The organism is Polyangium jinanense (assembly GCF_028435365.1).
Genome location: NZ_JAGTJJ010000062.1, coordinates 1 through 21,498 on the forward strand (window position 1 = coordinate 1; position 21,498 = coordinate 21,498).

General features: G+C 68.6%; 13 protein-coding genes. 4 read left to right on the forward strand and 9 right to left on the reverse strand.

From position 1 onward, the window contains the following. The first annotated feature begins 319 nt into the window (after positions 1-319). Positions 320-769 carry a VOC family protein gene (locus KEG57_RS46315; RefSeq protein ID WP_272459698.1) on the forward strand — a complete coding sequence of 150 codons (450 nt, stop codon included), beginning with the start codon at positions 320-322 and terminating at the stop codon, positions 767-769. A gap of 42 nt (positions 770-811) precedes the next feature. Here the strand turns inward: KEG57_RS46315 and KEG57_RS46320 are convergent, their stop codons facing one another. Next, a complete protein-coding gene (locus KEG57_RS46320; RefSeq protein WP_272459699.1) occupies positions 812-2,035 on the reverse strand; it encodes a WD40/YVTN/BNR-like repeat-containing protein in 1,224 nt (407 codons plus the stop codon). 365 nt (positions 2,036-2,400) lie between these two features. Between KEG57_RS46320 and KEG57_RS46325 the strand changes: the two genes are divergently transcribed. Beyond that, positions 2,401-3,882: a C39 family peptidase gene (locus KEG57_RS46325; RefSeq protein WP_272423631.1), complete on the forward strand. Its 1,482-nt coding sequence runs from the start codon at positions 2,401-2,403 to the stop codon at positions 3,880-3,882. 45 nt (positions 3,883-3,927) lie between these two features. Here KEG57_RS46325 and KEG57_RS46330 read toward each other — a convergent pair whose 3' ends face one another. The 7 genes from KEG57_RS46330 to KEG57_RS46360 all read right to left on the reverse strand — a co-directional run bounded on the left by KEG57_RS46330 (position 3,928) and on the right by KEG57_RS46360 (position 14,772). After that, on the reverse strand, positions 3,928-7,029 hold the full coding sequence (locus KEG57_RS46330; protein WP_272423632.1) for an efflux RND transporter permease subunit: 3,102 nt from the start codon (positions 7,027-7,029) through the stop codon (positions 3,928-3,930). Next, positions 7,026-8,183 carry an efflux RND transporter periplasmic adaptor subunit gene (locus tag KEG57_RS46335; RefSeq protein ID WP_272423633.1) on the reverse strand — a complete coding sequence of 386 codons (1,158 nt, stop codon included), beginning with the start codon at positions 8,181-8,183 and terminating at the stop codon, positions 7,026-7,028. Before KEG57_RS46335 ends, KEG57_RS46330 begins: the two co-directional genes overlap by 4 nt. Before the next feature lie 117 nt (positions 8,184-8,300). Next, the gene (locus tag KEG57_RS46340; RefSeq protein WP_272423634.1) at positions 8,301-9,155 is read right to left on the reverse strand and encodes a hypothetical protein; all 855 of its coding nucleotides are present in this window, start codon (positions 9,153-9,155) and stop codon (positions 8,301-8,303) included. A 57-nt stretch (positions 9,156-9,212) separates the two neighbouring features. Further along, entirely contained in the window at positions 9,213-9,845 is a 633-nt protein-coding gene (locus tag KEG57_RS46345; protein ID WP_272423635.1) for a hypothetical protein, read from the reverse strand. Next, positions 9,846-12,929 carry a tetratricopeptide repeat protein gene (locus KEG57_RS46350; protein ID WP_272423636.1) on the reverse strand — a complete coding sequence of 1,028 codons (3,084 nt, stop codon included), beginning with the start codon at positions 12,927-12,929 and terminating at the stop codon, positions 9,846-9,848. It abuts the gene before it with no gap. A 15-nt stretch (positions 12,930-12,944) separates the two neighbouring features. Continuing rightward, positions 12,945-14,114 carry a hypothetical protein gene (locus tag KEG57_RS46355; protein WP_272423637.1) on the reverse strand — a complete coding sequence of 390 codons (1,170 nt, stop codon included), beginning with the start codon at positions 14,112-14,114 and terminating at the stop codon, positions 12,945-12,947. A 91-nt stretch (positions 14,115-14,205) separates the two neighbouring features. Then, complete coding sequence (locus KEG57_RS46360; protein WP_272423638.1) at positions 14,206-14,772, reverse strand: hypothetical protein; 567 nt, start codon at positions 14,770-14,772, stop codon at positions 14,206-14,208. A 235-nt stretch (positions 14,773-15,007) separates the two neighbouring features. Between KEG57_RS46360 and KEG57_RS46365 the strand changes: the two genes are divergently transcribed. Continuing rightward, positions 15,008-16,297 (forward strand): S-layer homology domain-containing protein, encoded by a 1,290-nt coding sequence (locus KEG57_RS46365; RefSeq protein ID WP_272423639.1) that lies wholly within the window; start codon positions 15,008-15,010, stop codon positions 16,295-16,297. On the opposite strand, the gene KEG57_RS46370 is transcribed toward KEG57_RS46365, so the two are convergent. Continuing rightward, positions 16,200-17,396 (reverse strand): DNA alkylation repair protein, encoded by a 1,197-nt coding sequence (locus KEG57_RS46370; RefSeq protein WP_272459700.1) that lies wholly within the window; start codon positions 17,394-17,396, stop codon positions 16,200-16,202. The two genes, KEG57_RS46365 and KEG57_RS46370, sit on opposite strands and share 98 nt — an antisense overlap. A gap of 149 nt (positions 17,397-17,545) precedes the next feature. On the opposite strand from KEG57_RS46370, the gene KEG57_RS46375 reads away from it, so the two are divergent. Further along, the gene (locus KEG57_RS46375; protein ID WP_272423641.1) at positions 17,546-21,454 is read left to right on the forward strand and encodes a serine/threonine-protein kinase; all 3,909 of its coding nucleotides are present in this window, start codon (positions 17,546-17,548) and stop codon (positions 21,452-21,454) included. The last annotated feature ends 44 nt before the right edge of the window (positions 21,455-21,498 follow it).

Sequence of the window (21,498 nt, forward strand, 5' to 3'; positions counted from 1 at the left end):
GCGCAAGCGCTGGACCCGGGGTCGATGAACTGCGCGATGCGCAGTTCATCGAACAGGTCGAGGCAAGACCACGAACGGCGCTGCCAACCAAGACCGCCATGACTGGCAACGCTGTCCCTGGTCTTGCCACCGGCCCGTTGGAAGAACTGCGCATCGCGCAGTTCTTCCACCCTCGGTCCAGGCCGTGCCTGGTCCGGGTGCAGGGGCGGATAGCCCCTGCCGGGGTCCGGGGCGGCGCCCCGGCGCGGCGCCCCCATGGTGCGATTTGTCAACGTGCCCCTCATGAGGCACGATGCATCGGAACTGGGGGACAAAAACCGTGGCCATCCAATTCAACCACACCATCGTTCTCTCGCGCGACCGGGAGAAATCCGCTCATTTCCTGGCCGAGATCCTCGGCCTTTCGGTGAGCCCGCCGTTCGGGCCCTTCCTGCCCGTCGCCACCGCCAATGGCGTCACGCTGGATTTCCTGACCGTCGACATCGACATCGCGATACAGCACTACGCCTTCCTCGTCTCCGAGGAGGAGTTCGACCAGATCCTCGCCCGCCTCGTGCAGCGCCAGATTCCCATCTGGGCAGATCCGCACGGCCGGGAGCCGGGGCGGATCAACCGCAACGACGGCGGGCGGGGCGTGTACTTCTTCGATCCCTCGGGTCACGGCATGGAGGCCTTCACCCGCCCGTACGGCAGCGACCCGTCCTCCAAGCTGAACGGCGTCACGGAAGGGGTCCCAGGAGCCGCGGTTTCGAGCACATTCCCTCGCTGAACGCGCCCTGCCCGCGCTCGCCCTCGAACCCGGCGACTCGACTCACCGCCCCACGTTCTCGTAGAGCGTCGCCGCGAGCCCATCCACGGCGAGGTGCACGATGGTCCCGTCATCGCCCACCAGGAAGCCGTCAGCCCCTTCGAACACGACGCCGTGAAAATCGACGCGGAATGGCACCACGAGCCGCTCGACGGTCCGTTTGCCCTTCTCCATCGAGCTGCGCCATACCGCGCCGCCGCGACCGACCAAGAGGTTGTCGCCGGATTCGTTGTTTTCCCAGGCGGCTTCCATGGCATCGGCAGGCGGCGCGGAGCTGCCGTCGCGGAGCCACGTCTTCCAGACGGACAGCGGGTTCGCCCCATCCGTCGATATATCGCGGCTGATCACCACGTTGGGGTCCCTGTGAATGACATCGATGAAGTCCGCAGGCAGATCCCCGCCGGCGTAGGACGGCCTCGGGGTGCAGGAAACCTCCCCTTGGGGCTGGTCGCATTCGACGATCGCGCCTCCGGAGCCGAGCACGCACAACCGATGAGGATGGCAGGGATTGAACGCGTGGAGATCTGCCGTGCTGTTCGAAGGCACCGGCCGCCATGTGCCATTCCCGACGCGCTGCAGGATCACCCCGCCAGCGCCGAACGCCAGCGTGAGCGCCCGGTCGTGATACAGGCCCAGGAGATCCTTGTCCGTGCCCGTCTCCTCGATGCGCCAGGTTCCATCGGCCATGCGTGCGATCGCGGTGCCGTGCGCGCCGACCGCGACATGCAAGTCAATCTCGCCCATCGGCTGCGTCGGTGCGCCCACGATTGCGTAGAGGTCCTTGGTGGTGCCCGTCGCCTCGCGCAACCAGCCCTTCCCGGAATCACGCCGAAGTGCCACACCGCGGTCGCCAACGGCGAAGACCTGTTTCTGTCCCATGCTCACCGCGCGCAGCGGGACCGTCGTGTCCGACGATTCCCGCTCGAAGCGGTACACGATCGGCTTCGGCGCATCACACGCGTGCATGTCGCGTGGCGTTCGCGCCTCCAGCCGGAAGGGCGCCGGATCCTGGCTGAGCGAGGGCATCGGCGTGATCCGGACAAGACCGCCCTTCGTGCACGGCTCCGTCGACCGGTCCGCCGGCGTCATGGGCTGGGCGCAGGATGTGACTGCGAAAAGGAAAACGCCAAGCCATGGAGAGAGGCGAGCCGGATGTGTCATCGTTTGCACCATCTCCGGGGACCCAGTACACCGACTTCCTGTCAATAAAAAACGCCGGGGTTTCACCCCGGACCCGAGCAGGGGCTATCCGCCCCTGCACCCGGGGCCTGCGCAAGCGCTGGACCCAGGGTCGATGAACTGCGCGATGCGCAGTTCATCGAACAGGCCGAGGCAAGACTGGCGACACCCCTGCCAGCCAAGCCAGCAGCGCTGACCTTTCAATCGGCAACACGGCCCCTGGTCTTGCCACCGGCCCGTGGAAGAACTGCGCAGCGCGCAGTTCTTCCATCCCGAGTCCAGGGCTTGCCCTGGTTCGGGTCGAGGGGCGAACAGCCCCCGCGGGGCCCGGGGCAGCGCCCCGGCGAAGCGGCCCCAGGAAGGATCCAACTCTTGGGGAACTTTGCGCGTCCAAGCATGCTCGGAGTCCCTCGATGCCGCCTGCTCGCCTGCTCACCGTCCTCGCCTCGCTCCTCGTCGTCTCCTGCAGCCGCAGCTCCGCGCCCCCGCCGCCCGAACAAGTCGCCGCCCCTGCCCCGCTCGGGCTCGCTCGCCAGAACCTCGAGACCGTCCTGCTTGAAGGCATACCGCACGTCCGGCAAAAGCCTGATTTCTGCGGCGAGGCTTGCGTCTCCATGGCGCTCGCGCGGCTCGGCCGCCCGCTCGACCAGGATGAAATCTTCGCGCGGACTGGCCTCGATCCGGCGCTCGGCCGCGGCGCCTATACCGCCGAGCTCAAACAGGCCGTCGAGGCCGTCGGCTTTGATCCTGGACCTGTGTGGATCCGCATCGACGCCGCGAAGGCCGACGAAGCGCTCGGGGCCGAGCTCGCCGCGCTCCATGCCGATCTCCAGAAGGGCATCCCCTCGATTGTCTGCATGCATTACGACGAGACCCCCACGACCACGGAGCATTTCCGACTCGTCGTCGGTTATGACTCTTCGCGGGACGAAATCATCTACCACGAGCCCGCCGAGGACGCGGGCGCGTATCGTCGCATGTCGCGGTCGCGTTTCCTCTCGCTCTGGCCGCTCAAATACAACAAGGACGCGTGGACCGCGATCCGGCTGCGCCTCGCCCCGCGTGATCTCGAGCTCGCCAAGGCGACGCCGCGCAAACCTGGTTTTTCCCCGGCCGATTACGCGCAAAAGGTGATGGAGGTCAAGCAAAAGACCTCGCGCTTGCGCGGCACGTTCACCGTCTTCGTCGAGCCCCCGTTCGTCGTCGTCGGCGACGGCGCCGCGCCCCAGGTGCGCAGGGGCGCCGAGGGCACCGTCCGCTGGGCGACCGAGAAGCTCAAGAAAGACTATTTCGCCAAGGACCCGTCGCGCATCCTCGTCGTGTGGCTCTTCAAGGACGCGCCGAGCTACGAGCGCAATGCCATCACGCTCTTTGGCGAGAAGCCGACCACGCCGTACGGGTATTACACCTCGAAGCACGGCGCGCTCGTCATGAACATCGCGACGGGCGGCGGCACGCTCGTACACGAGATCGTGCACCCGTTCATCGAGGCGAACTTCCCCGACTGCCCGCCCTGGTTCAATGAGGGCCTCGGCTCGCTCTACGAGCAGAGCGGCGAGGTGGACGGCCGGATCTACGGCTACACGAACTGGCGCCTGCGCGGCCTGCAATCTGCGATCGCCGAGAACCGCGTCCCCTCGATCCGCGCGCTCACCGCGATGAACGACAGCGCGTTTTACGAGGGCGATTACGGCGTCCATTACGCCGCCTCGCGTTACCTGCTTCATTACCTCCAGGAAAAGGGACTGCTCGTCCGTTATTACCACGCGTTTCACGCGAACCGCGAAAAGGACCCCACGGGCTACGACACGCTCCGCCGCGTGCTCGGCGAGGAGGACATGGCGGCCTTCAAGAAGCGCTGGGAGACCTACGTGCTCGGGCTGTCGTTTCCGTGAGGATCAGACGAGCGGGGCGAATCTGCGCCCGTTACCATGGATCCATCACGCGAACCGCCGCGCCCGTCGCCGCGCGAGCGCCTCGCGCGCCCGCTTCTCGGCCGCGTCGAGATACGTGTAGATCACCGGCGTGATGTAGAGCGTGAGGAGCTGCGACACCACGAGACCGCCGACGACCGCAATGCCGAGCGGCCGCCGCGACTCGGCGCCCGCGCCGAACCCGAGCGCGATCGGCAAGCTGCCCGCGAGCGCCGCCATCGTGGTCATCATGATCGGCCGGAAACGAATCCGCGCCCCGAGCACGATCGCCTCCGCCGCCGGCTTTCCCTCCCGCCGCTCCGCCTCCAGCGCGAAATCGATCATCATGATGGCGTTTTTCTTGACGATCCCCACGAGCAGGAGGATCCCGACGAACGAATACACGTTGAGCTCCTGCCCGAGGACGAGCAGCGCGAGCAGCGCGCCGAACCCCGCCGAGGGCAAACCCGAGAGAATCGTGATCGGGTGGACGAAGCTCTCGTAGAGGATGCCGAGCACCACATAAATCACCAGGATCGCGAGCACGAGCAGAAACCCGAGGTTTTTGACCGATTCCCGGAACACCTCGGCGCTGCCGAGAAACTGCGTCCCGATGGTGTCGGGCAATCGCTCCCGCGCGAGCGCCGACACGTGAGCGACCGCCTCCCCGAGCGGCGCGCCCGAGGCCAGGTTGAAGGAGATCGTCACGGAGGGCAATTGCCTGAGGTGATTGACGCTGAGCGGCCCCGCGCCCTCCTCCGTCCGCGAGACCGCCGAGAGCGGCACGAGCTCGCCGCTCGCCGCCCGCACGTACAAGAGCCCGAGCGCGCTCGGATCCTGCGTGAAGCGCCGATCGAGCTCCAGGATCACCCGATACTGGTTCGTTGGCGCGTAAATCGTCGAGACCTGCCTCCCCGCGTACGCCGAGAACAGCGCCTCCTCGATGCTCTGCGCCGACACGCCGAGCGTCGCCGCGCGGTCCCGATCGATGACGAGCGTGGCCTCAGGTGTCCTCCGTTCGAGATCACTCGTCACGTCGATGAGCCCCGGGATCCCGCGAATTGCCTGCTCGAGCTCCGTCGCCGCGTCGTAGAGCTCGTCCACGTCCGCGCCCGTGAGCGTGAATTGATAAAGGGCGCGGGAGAGCTGACCGCCGAGGCGAATGGGAGGCGGGTTCTGCAGGTACACTTCGAGCCCCGGGATCCTCGCGAGCTCGGGCCGGAGCTCGGCGATGATCTGCTCGGGCTTCTTGCCGTCGCGCTCGTCTCGATCCTTCAATCGAATGAAGAACCGGCCCGTGTTGCCCGCTCCGCTCGGCCCGCCGGCGCCGTGGCTCGACATCACCGACGCCACGCCCGGGTGCGCGCGCACGATGTCCGCCGCGGCCGCTTGATACCGGCTCATCGCCTCGAACGATGTGCCCTGCGCGGCGCGCGTCAGGGCGAAGATCTGCCCCGTGTCCTCGCTCGGAAAGAGGCCCTTTGGCACGATGACGGCGAGCACGATCGTCCCCCCGAAAAGCACGAACGAGGCCATCAGCGTGGCGAAGCGGTGCCGGAGCACCCAGCCGAGGCTACGCGAATATGCGCGATCCATCCGCCCGGACGGCGCGTCGTGCGCCGCGTCTTTTTTCTCGTTTTCGTCCACCTTTTTCGGCCGCAAGAACCGGCTCGCCAGCATGGGCGTGAGGAAGAGCGAGACCACGCCCGAGACGAGGATCGCGATACTCATGGTCACGGCGAACTCGCGGAGCAGCCGCCCCACGATCCCGCCGAGGAAGAGCACCGGGACGAATACCGCGACGAGCGAGGTCGTCATCGATACGACCGTGAAGCCGATCTCCCCCGCGCCGTCGAGCGCGGCTTTCAGCGGAGGTTTTCCCATTTCGAGGTGTCGAAAAATGTTCTCCAGGACGACGATCGCGTCGTCCACGACGAACCCCACGCAGAGCGTGAGCGCGAGCAGCGAGAGGTTGTCGAGGCTATAGTCGAGCGCCCACATCCCCGCGAACGTGCCGATGAGCGAGACGGGCAACGCCACGCTCGCGACGATCGTGGAGCGTAGATCCCGCAGGAAGACGCCGATCACCAGCACGACGAGGCCGATCGTGACGAGGAGCGTGTGCTCCACGTCGGCCACCGATTCGCGGATCGAGATCGACCGATCGTAGAGCGTCGCGACCTCGACCGAAGCGGGAATCTCGGCGCGGAGCTGGGGCATGAGCGCCCGCACGGCGTCGACCACGGCGACCGTGTTCGTCCCCGGCTGCCGCTGGATCGCGAGGACGATCGCCCGCTTGCCATCGTAATGGCTCTCGACGCGATCGTTCTCCACGCTGTCGAGCACCGTGCCGAGCTCCTCCAGCCGGATGGGCGCACCGTCGCGATACGCCACGATGATCGGCCGGAACGCGCTCGCCCGATAAAGCTCGCCGCTCGCCTGCACGACGTACGTGCGCGCGGGTCCTTCGAGCACGCCCGTCGGCAAATTCACGTTCTCGCGGGCGACGGCCGTGGCGACCTCGTCGATGCCGATCTCGCGCGAGGCGAGCGCCTGCGGATCGAGGCGAATGCGCACGGCATATTTCTGCGAGCCGAAGACGAGGACCTGCGCGACGCCGCGGATCATCGAGACGCGCTGCGCGATCGTGGTCTCGGCATATTCGGAGACCTCCGACATGGGCAGCGTATCGGCGTGCAGCGCGAGGTACATGATGGGCTGCTCGGCCGGGTTCACCTTCTGAAAGCTCGGCGGCGCGGGCATGTTCGGCGGCAGATCCCGCGCCGCCCGGGAGATCATCGATTGCACGTCGAGCGCCGCCGCGTCGATGTCGCGCGAGAGATCGAACTGGAGCACGATCTGCGTGTTGCCGAGGCCCGACGTCGAGGTCATCGAGTCGATGCCCGCGATGGTCGAGAACTGCCGCTCGAGCGGGGTCGCCACCGCTGCGGCCATCGTTTCCGGGCTCGCGCCCGGGAGCGACGCGCTCACTTGAATGGTCGGAAAATCGACATTCGGCAGATCACTCACGGGGAGCGCGCGAAAGCCCGCGATGCCGAAGATCACGATGGCCAGCATGGAGAGCGTGGTCATCACGGGCCGCGTGACGAAAGGCCGGGAGACGTTCATCGCGCCTCCTGCCCCGGCGTCGCCGCGCCCGCGCGGATTCCTGGGCCTTCGCCCACGATGGTGACCTTCGCGCCCGGCCGAATGCGCAATTGCCCATCCGTGACCACGCGCTCGCCGCCGGAGAGCCCCGATTGCACGATGATCCGCCCGCCGGCGACACGTTCGCGCGCCTGCACGGGACGCATCTCTGCGGTCTCGTCCGCGCCGACCACGAAGACGAACGTGCCCGAAGGCCCGGTTTGCAATGCCTCCGACGGGATGACCACCGCGCCCTCCTGCACACCGAGGCGCACGGTCGCCTGCACGAATTGCCCCGGCCAGAGGGTTCGCGACGTGTTCTCGAACGTCGCCCGCAGGCGCAAGGTCCCGGTCGCGCGATCGATGGTGCTGTCGATGAACGAGAGCGTCCCGTGCTCGCCATTGCTCGGGGCCCCCGCGTCACCCGACGGCGCCGCCGCCGCGGAGACGGGGAGCGGCCCGGACGAACTCGCCATCGCTTGCTGCAAGGTCGGCACGCTCGCCTCGGGAATAGCGAACGAGACGAACGCAGGCGCGAGCCGGACGATCTCCACGAGCACCGTCTCGTTGGCCCGGACGAGATTGCCCTCCCGCATGAGGATAGAGCCCGTTCGCCCGGTGATCGGCGCGCGAATCGTCGTGTATTCGAGGTCGAGCCGCCGCGTGACCGTGGCCGCGCGAAATGCATCGACCTCCGCGGCCGCGGCTCGCGCCTCGGCGCGCCTCTGCTCGGCGTCCTGCCGGGTCGCCACGCCCGCCCTCGCGAGCTCCTCGTATCGCTCGGCCTCCGCAGCCGCGTTCGCCGCCTGCGTGCGGCTGCGCTCCAGGTTCGACTCGGCCTCGCGCAAGGCGACCTCGAAGGGCCGCTTATCGAGGAGGAAGAGCACGTCCCCCTCGGCCACATCCGCGCCCTCCTGGAATTTCACGGCCGTGACGAGCCCGGTCACCCGCGGCCGCAGCGCGACGCTCGCCGAAGGCTCGACCGTGCCAATGGCGGAGAGCTCGATGGGCACGGTCGCCACCTCCGAAAAGGCCACGCGAACAGGCGCTCTCGGCGGTTCGGAAGGGCCCTTTCGCTCGCGCGAGCAGGCAGGCCCGAGGAGGACGATGACGAGGACGAGCAGGAACGCTCGCATTCGCGCGGCGTATGGGTGGAGGTGAAGGGAGATCACGGGCTCGCACGGAGTCCGATGCCGCGCGGGACGGTATGGATGCGCGGCCGGGCGAGCGGAGCGATTCCCCCGCGCGCCGGATCAGCGAACCATCGCGAGATACCTCGCCGCACGCCTGTCCCCTGCGTCGGCGCAGGAAAGGAACAGGCGGCGCGCATCGATCTTGCGGCCTGCGAAATGGGAGACGAGCGCGCGCGCGAAGAGGGCGTTCGGATCGGATGTTTCGGCCGCGTCCCCGAGCCAATCGTGCCAGGCGAGCGCCAGATCCCAGAACCCTTCGGCGTACACCTCGGGCTCGTCCTCGCACACGAGCAGGCCCTCGAGATCGTGCTCCACCGCGTGGCAAAGGACCGAGAGGCCCATGAACGGGAGATACTCGATCTTGCCGCGCAGCGACGACCATTGCGGCCCGAGCGCCCCCGGCCCCTTGCCCGTCGCCTCCCGCAACATGCCGAGGTCGAGCCGCTTCGTGCGCGGCAGCGACTCGTTGACGAACACCAGCATCTTGGGCCAGTCGGCCCGCGGCAGACGGTAGCCGGACTTTCCCGCGAGCGTGAGCTCGACGAGCGGGCGCTCGGCCTCGGCGTCGATGCGCTCCACGATCGCGACCACGTTCTCCGCCATCGCATCCTGCACGAATTCGAGCGGGACGTGGTGCGGATCGTCGACGCGGAGGAAGTCGCCGTCGAGCTTGCGCAGGAGCGCGCCGAGCTCGCCTTGCCGGCTCGCCTTCCCGCGCTCGACGAGCGCGCGCCCGAGCGCGAGACAGCTCCACGCGACGGGAGTCTCGTCCCCGGAGACGAGCCCCACCATCTCGGGCACGACGAGCGACATCCCCGCGCCGGAGACGGCCGCGAGGTAGAGCAGGTTCACGGGCTGCTCGTCCTTGACGTACGTGTAGGAAAAACCCTTTTGTCCTCGAATGGTTCGTCCCATCGCTCGCTCGCTCGGGAAGCAGCGTCGGGCGAAGAGGGCCCCCTCGTCAAGCCAAAGTCACGATCGCTCGGCGCGCTTCGCCCATTTCTTGCGGAAATGGACCCACGCCGCGATGGCCACGGTGACGATCGTCAAGGGCAAGGCGTGCTCGACGACCTGCTCCCGGAGCGCCGCGATCCAGTGGAGGAGCGCCTCGCCGAAGAAGCGGCAGAAGCCGACCCAGAGGGTCTGCGACACGACGATCGCGGGCACGAGCAGGCGCGCCGGGGCGGCGAACGCGCCCGCGAGGGTGCTCGCGATGGGGCCCGGAATGGCGAGCACGAGCAGGGGCGCGCTCATCCGCACCGGCTTCATGAGACGCTCGACGCGCCCTTCGGAGGCGACGCCCCGCGCGACGAGCCAGCGCAGGGCGCGCGTTCCCTCGGAGCGGCCGAACAGGTACGCGAGCAAGCATTGCCCGGCGCAAATGGGCCATGCGACGGCCCAGTACGCGATCGGCGAGGAAACCCCCGCGACGAGCACGAGGTGGGCGGGCACCGGGGAGAGCGCGAGGAGCGCGAGCGGCGCATGCGCGAACAGGACCGGCGACAGGGCAGCCCCGACGATGCGGCTGCCCATGATCAACACGAAAGCCGTGGCCAGGTACGGCCGGCGTGTTGCAAGTACGTCGTTCCCCGGGCCCTCGCTCATTCAATCGTCCTCGTCGTCCCCCTCGTCCTCGTCGTCGTACCCGTCTTCGTCGCCGTACCCGTCCTCGTCGCTCTCGTCCTCTTCGCCCTCGCCGGAATCGTCGTCCTCGGAATCGTCGTCCTCGTCGCCGTAACCGAGACGCCGATTCATCTCGCTGTCAAGGTACGGATTGCCGAACGGATCGCGCTCCCAGGGCGGTGGCTCGTCGCTCTTCGCCTTCGAGGGCTTACCCTGCTCGTTCTGCGGCCCTTTGTTCTCGACGGAAGCGGCGACGGAGGCGAGAGCGAGCTCTTGCAGGTCGTGCAGCGTCTCGTCGAGCGTGCGCCCGCCGGCCTCGGCCGTTTGCAGCGCCATGAGCGTGACCACGATGTTGGTGCCCTGGGTCGTGGCGATTTCCTGGACGAACCCCGAGAGCGCTTCGGTCGCACCCGCGACGCGCGCAACCGCGGGCGGAGGCGGCTCGCCCCGCAACGCGTCCTTGAGGCGCGCCAGGATGAAGTCGTCGCCGAAGCCGGCCTCACGCAGCGCTTGCAGCCCGGCACGAATGCGCGACCAGCGGGCCCGCGATTCGAGGACCTCCGTCGGCTCCTTGGGCAGGACCGCGTCGGCCAGGGCTGCGAGGGTATCGAGCGCCCCTGCCACCCCTTGTTCCGCGAGCGATTGCAGGGTTTGCGCGATGGAGTTGCGGAGATTCGGGTTGATACGCGTGCCCAGATGAACGGCCTCGGCGACCGCGCCCCGTGCCGCTTCGATCGCGGGCTCGTGCTCGCCACCCCGCGCGTGCGTGAGGAGCAGGTTCCCGTACACCGTGAGCAGATCCGCGCGGGCCTCGACCAGCGTATCGTCGTCCGCCGCGCGTCCCTCGGCCAGGAAACCCGCGATCACCTTTTCGAGGATGGATCGCGCCCTCTCGAGCCGCTCGATTCCCTCGTCCCTCCGGCCCGCGCCGAGCGAGAGGCCGGCCATGTCGCCCCAGCTCTTCGCCGCCATCGCGCTCTCGACGCCGTCGTGTTTCTCGCGGAGCGCGAGCGCCTTTCCATAATAAAGCTCGGCCCCCGCGCCGTCCCCCGTCATCCCGAGGGCGCTTCCGAGGTGGTGATAGGCCTCCCCGGCCTCACGCGATTCGGCGTCGATTCGCTCGCGCATGGCGACCGCGCGGCGGAGCGCCGTCGCGCCCTCCTTTGCATCGCCGCCCCAGGTCGCGGCAAACCCGAGGTTTTCGAGGCATGTCGCAATGCCCGGATCCTCGGGCGGGAGCGCCTTCTCGGCCTTGCGCAAGGCCTCACGCCCGGCCGCGATCGCCTCCTCGTACCGCCCCACGAACGAGAGCCCCTTGGCGCGGTCGGCGAGCGTCTTCCAATCGAACGGCGAGCTCTCCGGCGGCAGCTCGTACGTCCCCGTGAGGATCCCCTCGAAGCGCGCATCGTCACGGACCGAATCGAAATAATCGTCGGCCCGCGCCTTCTCGATCCATTCCTTGTCTTTTGCGACGGCGGTGGCGAGATCTCTGAGCGCGTTCTCGTGATCGCCGGTGATCGCGCGCTCGCAGGCCCGGTTGAACCAGAGGACGTCGTAGCTGCCGCCGAGAAGCACCTTGCCGTCCTTGTCGACGCGCGCGATCGCCTCGGTGTACGCCGCGATCGCGTCCGCGTGGCGCTTCATCGACGTGAGGATGAAGCCCTTGTCCATCCACGCGAGGGCCGAATCCTCCGCGGCGATTGCGCGCTCGGCGGCGTGAAGCGCGCCCTCGTTGTCGCCGCGCTTCTGCAGGATCCGGATGTGCCCGCGGATGAGATCCTTCGGCTTTCGCGCCTGGTACGCGAGAATCCCCTCGGCCCACGCGTCGAACGAGGCGTTCTCCGGCGAAGGCGGATCGGCCTTTCCTTTGGCCGCGAGCTCGCGCTGGGCCATGGCCGCCGCGAGCGCCTCGGCGTCCGCGAGCGCCTCGTCGTCGACGTCGTCGAATCCATGGAGATACGAGAGGAGCGCGAGCGGCGTGATCGCGCCGGGCAAGAGGTCCCGGAGCTTCTTCGCGAGGGGCCGTCCTTCGGGCCCGTTGCGCAGCGAGATCGCTCGGAAAAGGAGCCGCTCGACCTCGAGGTTTTTCACGTGCGCATCCATCGCGTCGAGCGCGCGATCGCAGGCCGCCGTGTAATCGTCGTTCAATCGGTCCCGCACGATCCAGAGGATCGGGTGCAGGTCCTCCCGGGTCGGCAGATCCTCGCGCGTGGCCAGCGTCGGCTCGATCTCGGCGCGTACGACGGCCGCGAGTCCCTCCTCCCCTCGCGAGCGCTCGATCTCCGAGACGAGCAGCGCCGCGAAATACGCCTTCCAGACGCGCCCCGTCGCCGCCATCGCCTTCGCCCACGCGGCCGCGGCTTCGAGCTCGTAAAGCGGCAGCTCCTTCCACAGGAGCCGCGCCGCAGCGACCTCCACGCGGCGCCACTTTTTCTCCGTCAGATCCCGCCGGAGCGCGTCGCGCAGGTAATCTTCATTGTCCGTCTCGAGATCGTCGGTGTAATCGCCGCGCACGGCCCTCACCGCGAGCTCGTGGAGCTCCCGCGCCCATGCCTCCATGTCCTCGGGCACGGGCCCGCCCGCGAGCATCTCGCCGAGCGTCTGCTCCAGCGACGCGTCCGACAGCGTCACGACCGACTTGTGCGCCATCCAGCGGACGGCCTCCTCGGAATCACGTAGCCTCGCCGCGAGGGCGGCGCGAATGCCGTCGGGCAGATTCGGCGCGAACGCCGCGACGGCCTCGCAAAGCGTGGCGATCTTTTCCTCGGGCGTCTTTGCCTCCCGGGCCCGCGCCGCGAGCTCGTCGGCGGTGCGACGTACGACCGAGGATTCGAGCCACGCGGGCATCGGCTTTCCGCTCTTCCAATCGATGAACCGGACGCCGAGGAGCCCGGAGTCGACGAGCAGCATGTACCGCCCCTCGCCCATGTCGATGGTCCAGAACGGCGACGCGTCAGCCCGGCGCGGCGCGCGCCTTACGACCTGAAAACCCTCACGGGCCACGCCCTCGAAAATCGAGGGAAGCGAGACGTCCTCGCGCAGAAAATACACGACCTGTTCGCTCATGGTTTCCTCGAAGGGTCAAGGGCGGAGGGCGTTCTTCAAGGCCTCGCGTTTGTCCGCGTCCGTCTCGCGAAGCAGCGCCTCGTGGAGGAATCGCTTGTACCGCGCAATGGAAGCGAGCTGGTAGCCGAGGTCCCGCTGCCGCGGATCGCCGCGGCCGCCGAGCTCGGCGAGCAGCGTCCGCACGGCAGCGCCGTCGTCGCCCATCGTCGCGAGGCACGCCATTCCGTAATAGCCGAGCGACGGCTCCTCCTCCGGGTTTCGGACAAATCCGAGGAGCTCGTCCGCCTGATACCCACGAAAACGTGCCACGACCGCGAGCGCGTCGGCGGGCATATCCGAGGGCAAACCCTTGGGCAAACCCGGCAGGATCTGCGTGAGCAGCGGCAGGATGCTGTCATGCGCGATGGGGGCATAACGGACCTCGAGCACGCAAAACTTTTGCTGCGTGGAGATCGAGATCGCCGCGCCGAGGCGGCGCGACCGCATCGTGATGCTCGTCACGGCGCCGTCGGCTTGCTCCATGTTCTCGGGCATTCGATATCCGGCTCCGACGAGCGCGATCCCCGTGGGGTGATCGGGCCACGGATCCGCGACAAACCGTGTCCCCCAGGGCAGGCTGTCGGTCATGGGCAGGCCCTGGAAGAAGCGCACGATGGTGTCGAAATCAGCGCCCATTTCGGTCTCGGTGCCGAGGAAGATCCGGACGCTCCGGGGCAAACCGACCACGGAGGGCAATGGATCCTGCGTCTCGGGCCACACGTACGGCGCGAACGCCGCGGCAAGCGAGTCGGCCGTCGTGCCCGCGGGAATCCAGAGCGGCGGCGGCGCGGTCTCGTGCAGCGCGATCCAGAGCTGCTCGGGCCGCGCGGGATCGCCGAACAACGTGGGATTGTGGATCTTTCGCATCCAGCGATCCCCGCGCAGCTCGCCGCGCGTCGCCAGCGGGACGACGCCTTTGAGCATCTCGAAGCACGCCTCGTGCGCTTCTGCAGGAATCCACGCGCCGAGCGGCGCCTCCTCGCTCTCCTCCGTGCTCTGGATCCGCGCGGACGCCTCGCGGCTCTGCTGCTCGCTCAGCCACACCCAGCCGGTTTTGCCAGGCTGCCCCGAATCCCCTGCGGTCTCTGCGAAGAGCGCGTCGAGGAAAGGTTTTTGATCCTTCCACCAGTGCGAGGGCAGACCCATGCCCGGGACGCTCGCATGACCTCGGCGCGAGGACAACGGGAAAGCAGCCCTGCCGTATGTCCGCCTTCGTTTTGCGAGGGCCCCGGGTTCGTCAGCCGAGGCTGCCCAGCGCCCAGCGCTCGGCGGACTCGACGTCGGGGAACATGCGGTAGGGATAGGGCGGCGTCGTCATCCAGAAGATCGCCGTGAGCGCGCCTTTGGGGAAGGCCGCGTCGACGACGAAGGCGCAGCAGGCACAGCGCCGATAGACGTCGAGGTTCTGGGCGAGGTGGTCCGCCATCGTCTTGCGTTGCTTGGGCGAGAGCTCCTTCGTCCCGCGATAATCGTGCAAGAGCGCGAACTTCCCGGCCCGGCTGCGGAGGACGAGGCCGAGGTTCTTCACGAACTGCTCGGTTTGTGCCTCGTTCGCGCGTGGGTGATTGACCAGGACGACGAGCGGCCAGCGCGACACGTCGAGCACCCCCCCCTCGAGTACGCCCTGACCTCCCGAAAGCGAGGCGAGGCGGCCCGTGTCACGCGGCGCCGACAGGCCTCCCGAAAGCGAGGCGAGACGGCCCGTGTCGCGCGGCGCCGCCAGGCCTCCCGGAGGAGGAGCCACCGAAGCACGGCCGCTGCTCGGCGGAGCCGGAGGTGGCGTGGACTTGAGGATGAACGACATCCAGGCGAAGATACCACCCTCGCTGCGAAACTGCTACAGGGACGTCCGTCACAATCTCGTCTGATGCGGGCTTGCAAACATGGACGTGTCCGTGCTGCGCGCAACCTCGCCGCGCGGGTGGATCGTCGCCCCATCTGGATCCATTTTGATCCACCGCTTCGCTCCTTGGACGTATCGAATTTCGAGCCGCATCGCGACACGACACGCTGGCCCAGCCATTGCTATCGCGGCGGGCATGCCTGGTAAGTTTCTTGGTTTTGCCTCCGTCGTGACTCCCATCATGCTCTTGTTCGGCGCTGGATGCGTCGCCGAGACGGAAGAGGAGACCGCCCTCGAAGAGAACCCGATGATGGAGGATTTCGCGATTGGTGATTTCGATCGCCACGGGATCATCCCCGACGCGGAGATGCTCGACGCGGAGGCGTTCACGGCCGCGGAGGTGGACGCGTTCCTGAAGAAACCCTACCCGCACCTGCACAGCGCGGGATCGTGCCTGTCGCGCATGACGTTCGGCGGGAAAACCGCAGGGACCGTGATCGCCGAAACGAGCAAAAAATACGGACTGAACCCACTGTTCGTCCTGACGCACCTGCAAAAGGAGTCGTCCCTCATCGGCAATACCTCGGCGACGTGTCCGAAGAGCCGACTCGACAAGGCGTTCGGCTGCGGCTGCCCCGACAACGCGCCGTGCAGCGCGACGTACGCGGGGTTCGACAAGCAGCTCGATTGCGCGGGGAAGCTCACGCGGAGCTACCTGGATGATCTCGCGGCCGGAGGCACGACGATCGCCGGGTGGAAGGTGGGCGTGGGGAAGAAGACGCTCGACGGATACACGATCACGCCGAAAGGAAAGGCCGCCGCGGTGCTGTACACGTACACGCCGTGGGTCGGCGACAAGGCCTCGGGTGGCAATGCGCCGCCATTCGGGAATTATCTGTTCTGGAAGGTGTGGGGCGGGTACGCGAAGACGCTCGGGTACGACGGGCCAGGGCCGGCCTGCGACGCGGTGTTCGTGGACGTGTGCGGATCGGTGCATCGGCCGGACATCGAATGGCTCGCCGAAACGGGTCTCACGAGCGGGTGTGATGCGACGAAAAAGCTCTTTTGCCCGGAGGCGAACGTGACCCGCGGGCAGATGGCCGATTTCCTGGCGCGGGCGCTGCAATTGCCCGCCGGGCCCGACGCGTTCACGGACGACGACGGGTCGCCCTTCGAGGCCTCGATCAACGCCGTCGCCGCCGCCGGCATCACGTCGGGTTGCAGCGACGACGGGCCGCGGTTCTGCCCGAACGACGCGATCACACGCGGGCAGATGGCCGCGTTCCTGACGATGGCGTTCAAGCTCCCCGCCTCGTCGGTGGACGCCTTCACGGACGACGAGACCTCTCCGTTCGAAAGCTCAATCAACGCGCTCGCCGCCGCCGGGGTCACGTCCGGCTGCGACGCGGCGAAGCAGCTTTATTGCCCCGATCTTCCGGTTTCGCGCGCGCAGATGGCGACGTTTCTCCACCGCGCGATGCAATAGCCAAAAACTGCCCGAGCGAAAAATCCACGCCGTTGATCCGGAGCTCGATCCGGTGCTCGCCCGGGTAATGGCGGCGCGTCGTCAAATCGACGAGTTTCACCCGGCCCTCGATCCGTTCCCGCCCCGACGGCAAGAGCTCGATCTTGCGCAGCTTGAAGACCTTGGGGCGGGATTTTCCGGTCGCGCCGGGATAATGAATCACCGCGTCGACGACGAGCTTTTGCGCGCTCCGCGCGCGCGAGACGAGCTCGCAGGAGAATCGCGCCTCCTCGCCGAGCGAGACCTTCGGCGGCGTGACGCTCGCGCATTCGAGCACGATCTCGGGCGCGGCCGAGGCGCCGAAGAGCGCGAGCGCGCCAGGATGACCGCGCTTGACGAGCCAGCGGAGCGCGTGCTGGACGATCCACGTGCGGCCCGGCCCCGCGCCCTCCATCCAGCGGCGGCACAAGGCGACAACCCGATCCGGATGATCCTTGGCGATGTCGTTGAGGTTGTTCGCCACGCTGTTGCGAACGTACGCCTCGGGATCGTCCTTCAGGAGCTCGAGCAGCTCGAGGACGGGCGTGGGATCCTCGATGAACGCAGGCAAGCGCTCGGCCCAGGGCAAACGCGGGCGCGTGCCCTCGGAGACGAGGCGGCGCACGTGGGTGCTCGGGTCGGTCGCCCAGGTCCGGAGCCGCGCGAGCGTGCGCACAGGGTCGCGGAGGAGGAAGGGCCGGATGGAGAACTCGGCCGTGAACACCTGGGTGAGCGCGTGCTGGGCCCGCATCGAGGCCTCGAAGTGATCGAGCCCTCGCTCCGCCACGAAGGTCAGGTGCGGGAGGTAGAAGAAGCTCGACATCGCGCCCTCGTCGCGGGACGCGGGCGTGGCGAGCGAGCGCAGGAGGATGTCCACGGCGCGTTCGAAGTCGTCCGGCAAGGCGCGCCCGAGCGCCGCGGCGATGTGGTGGCCGCGCGCCTTGAGCTCCTTGTCGTCGAGCCCAGCCCTTGCCTCCGCGATGAACGAACGCGCTGGAAAATCAGGCCAGGCGGCCTGAATCGAGGCGGCGATGCGGCGCACGAGGCGTTCGTCGAAGAAGTTCTTGAGAGGCTCGGCCATGGAGGCGCCGCGATGACACGTGGAAGTCCTGGTGGAAAGTCCGAAGGGCAGCCCGGGACGAAAAATTCTGCCCGACGAGGCGTCGCACACCCCTTTTGGGTGCGGAAATCTACCCAGGCGGACTGGACCTCGCGTAGCCTGTACGCCCAGTGGTCCCGGAGTTCAGTCAGGCGTCGGACCGGTTCCTCATCGAAGGTCGCGCGGGCAGCGGCGGCATGGGGGACATTTACAAGGCGACCGACCAGCTCACGGGACAAGAGGTCGCGCTGAAGATCCTGCGCGACAGCGCGACGCCGCAGGAGCGCGTGCGGTTCATGCGCGAGATCGCGATTCTCGCGGACCTGCGTCACCCGAACATCGTCCAGTACGTCACGCACGGGACCTGGAACGACGGGCGGCTGTTCTTCGCGATGGAATGGCTCGACGGCGAGGACCTCGGCCAGCGGCAGCGCCGCGCCCCGCTCGGCATGCGCGACGCGGTGGAGGTCGTGAGGCGATCGGCGGCCGCGATGGCCGCGATCCACGCGCGAAACGTGGTTCATCGCGATCTGAAGCTCTCGAACATCTTCCTCGTCCGCGGCAAGGGCACGGCGATCAAGCTGATCGATTTCGGCGTGGTGAAACCGCCCGTGCCGGACGAGTACCAGACCGAGCGCGGGACGATCATCGGCACGCCGCATTTCATGGCCCCCGAGCAAGCCCGCGGCGAGCCGATCGACGAGCGCGCCGACGTGTACTCGCTCGGCGCGGTGCTGTTCCGCCTCGTGACGGGACGTAACGTTTTCGAGACGGAGCACGTGATCGCGCTGCTCGGACGGCTCGTGCTGGAAGATCCGCCGAACCCGCAGAGCATCCGCTTCGACATCCCCGAGGCGCTCGCCGAGGTGATCCTGCGCTCGGTCGCGCGAAATCGCGAGGATCGCTTCGAGAACAGCGGCGAGCTCGCCCGCGCCCTCGCCCGCGTGGGCCAGCTGAACAACGATCCGCCCGCGGCCGATCGCAGCAGCGCCTCGGCGGTCCGCGCGGTCCCCGGCCAGAAGCCGATCACCATCACCGACGCCAGCGCGCCGCCCGTGCCCGCCTCGCGCCCGGGATCGGCCGAGCGCCGCGTGGTCGCCTCCGTACTCTTCGAGCTCGCGGGCGGGCGCCTCGGTGCCGACGTGCATCAAAAGCTGCGCGACGTGCTCGGGGACGACACGCGGCTCGAACCGCTGCTCGATCAGCAGATGGTGGCCGTGCTCGGCGTGGAGCACTCGCGCGGGGACGAGGTGATGCGTGCCGCGCGCGCCGCGCTCGTGGTGACGCAGGCGCTGCCGACGGCGCGCGCCGCCGTGGCGATTGGCCTGGCGATCCGCGGCCGCGCGAACCTCGCCGGCCAGGCACTCGAGCGCGCCGTGGGGCAGATCGAGCTCGCGAGCCCCGGCACGGTCCGCGTCGATTCGCACGCCGCGAGCGGGCTCGAAGGTCGGTTCATCCTGCAGCCCGACGCGCGCGGGGGCGTACTTCTGCGCGAGGACACGAGCGGGTTCGTCGCGCGCCAGCTCCTCGGCCGTCCCACGCCGACCGTGGGCCGCGAGAAGGAGATCGCGCTCCTGCAGGGCATTTACGGCGAGCTTCTGGAGGACGCGACGCCGCGTGGCGCGCTCGTCCTCGGCGCCGTGGGCATCGGCAAGAGCCGCGTGCGGAGCGAGCTCGTGCAGCGGCTCGCAGTGGCGCCGGTGCGCCCCGAGCTCTTGATCTGCCGCGGCGACTCGCTCAGCCAGACGTCGAGCCTGTCCGCGCTCGGCCGCGCGCTCCGCGCCGTGATGGGCCTGCAGGACGGCGAGGCGCCGGCCGAGCAGGTGCTGAAGGTGCGCAGGCACGTGGCCACGCGCCTGCCGCCGGGACAACGCTTCGTCGCGGGCTTTCTGGGTGAGCTCGTCGGCGTGACGTTCCCGGATCAGGACGACGAGCCGCTCCGGGCCGCACGCGCGAGCGCCGAGCTCATGCAGGCGCGCCTGCGCATGGCGCTCGAAGCGTACTTCCGCGCCGAAGCGGATCGCGCGCCGCAGGTACTCGTGCTCGAAGACGTGCACTGGGCCGACGACACGACGCTCGAAATGGTCGACTGGCTGCTCGGCTGCGCGGACATCCGTTTCGCGGTCTTCGCGTTCGGCCGCACGGAGCTCGCCACGCGGCTCCGCACGCTCTGGGAGCGCCGCAACATCACGCGCGTCTGGCTCGCGCCGCTTTCGCCGCTCGCCGCCGATCGCCTGGTCTCCGCGGCGCTGCCGGGCATGGACGCGGCCACGCGGGCGAACCTCGTCAAACGCGCCGACGGAAACGCGCTGTTCCTGGAGGAGCTCGTCCGCTGTGCCGCCGAGGGCCGCAACGAGCTGCCGCTCACGGTGCAGGCCGTGGTGCAGCTCCGGCTCGATCGTATGTCCTCCAAGGTTCGCGAGGTGCTGCGCGCGGCCTCGGTGTTCGGCCAGTCGTTCTGGACCGGCGGCGTGACCGCGCTCGTCGGCAGGAGCGTGGGCCTCGAGCTGTCCGAGCTCTACGCGGCGGAGATCGTGGCCCGCCAGCCGGAGTCGCGTATCGCCGGCGAGGACGAGTGGATCTTCCGTCAGGCGCTCGTGCGGGACGCGGCCTACGAGGCCATCCTCGACGAGGACCGCGCGGCGCTGCACCTCGCCGCGGGCAACTGGCTCGAATCCGTGGGCGACGTGGACGCGGGTCTCATCGCCCGGCACGCCGACGCGGGCGGCGCGCACGATCGCGCGGCGAGGCTCTACGCGCGGGCCACGAAGCAGGCCTACACGAACGGCGCGCAGCTCGAAACGGCGCTCGATCTCGCGAACCGCGGCCTTGCCTGCGGCGCGGCCGGCGACGTGCGCGTCCAGCTCCTCGTGGCGCGGGCGCAGTTCTCGATCTTCATGGGCCGGCTGCTCGACGGCATCGCCGCAGCAGAAGAAGCAGCGCAGCTCGCCCGCGCTGGCTCGGACATGTGGGGCGAGGCGCAACGACTCGCCGCGGCCGCGCTCATCGAGTCGGGCCGCGCCGCCGAGGGCGACGATCGCGCCGCCAAGGCCCTCACGCCGCCCTACGCGAACACGCTCTCGCCGCCGATCCGCGCGAGCCTGCTCGCGGTCCGCGTCCGCGGCCTCGTCGATCGCCTGCAGCCCGGCGAGGCGATGCGCGTGGCGAACGACGCGGTCGAGGCGGCCCGTGCGTCCGGAGCGAGCGACGCGCTCGTGCGTGCCCTCGACGCCCGGCTCTTCGCGATCGCGCACATGAACGCCCCCTCCGAGGTCGTCACCACGGGCGCGTCGCTGATCGAGGTCGCCGAGAGCATCAGCGACATCGCCTTCGCCACGCGCGGCCGCCTGAACGTCGGCTCTGCGCTGAACCACCTCGGCATGTTCGAGGAGGCGCAGTCGATGCTGGAGCGCGCCCTCTTCGACGCCCGCGCCCGCCGCATGCGGATCCTCGAGGCCTTCGCGCTGCACAACCTCGGCATGAGCTACGCGCGCCTCGGAAACCTCGATCTCGGCATCGACCACCAGCGCCAGGCCGCGCGCATCGCCGACGAGACGAACGCCGCGCGCCTGCGGGTGAACACGCGCATCTACGAGACGATCTTCCTCGTCTGGCGCGGCGCTCCGGGCGATCTCGCGACCGCGCTGAGCCTGGCCCGCTGGGCGATCGAGGAGACGCGCGCGCAGCCGGCGCTCCAGGTTCTCGCGCTCTTCGCGCTCTCCCGCGTCCAGCTCGCCCGGCGCGCCGTCGACGCCGCGGTCGAGACCGCTCGCGACGCGAACGCGCGCCTCGCCTCGGCGCCCGTCGAGGAGTGGGAAGAGGGCATCCGCGTGACGCTCATCGAAGCCCTGCTCTCGGTCGGCGAAGACGACGAGGCGAACGCCGTCCTCGACGCTGCGTTCACCGCGCTCGAGGAGCGCGTCCGCACGATCCACATGCCTCATCATCGCGAGGCGTTCGTGCGCCGCAACGAAGAGGTCTATCGAATCGTCCAGTATGCCTACCACCGCCTGGGCCGGTATTTTCAGGCAGGCACCTGATCCGGACGCGACACGCTTCTCCGCTCGAACGCGGAAGGTTCGTT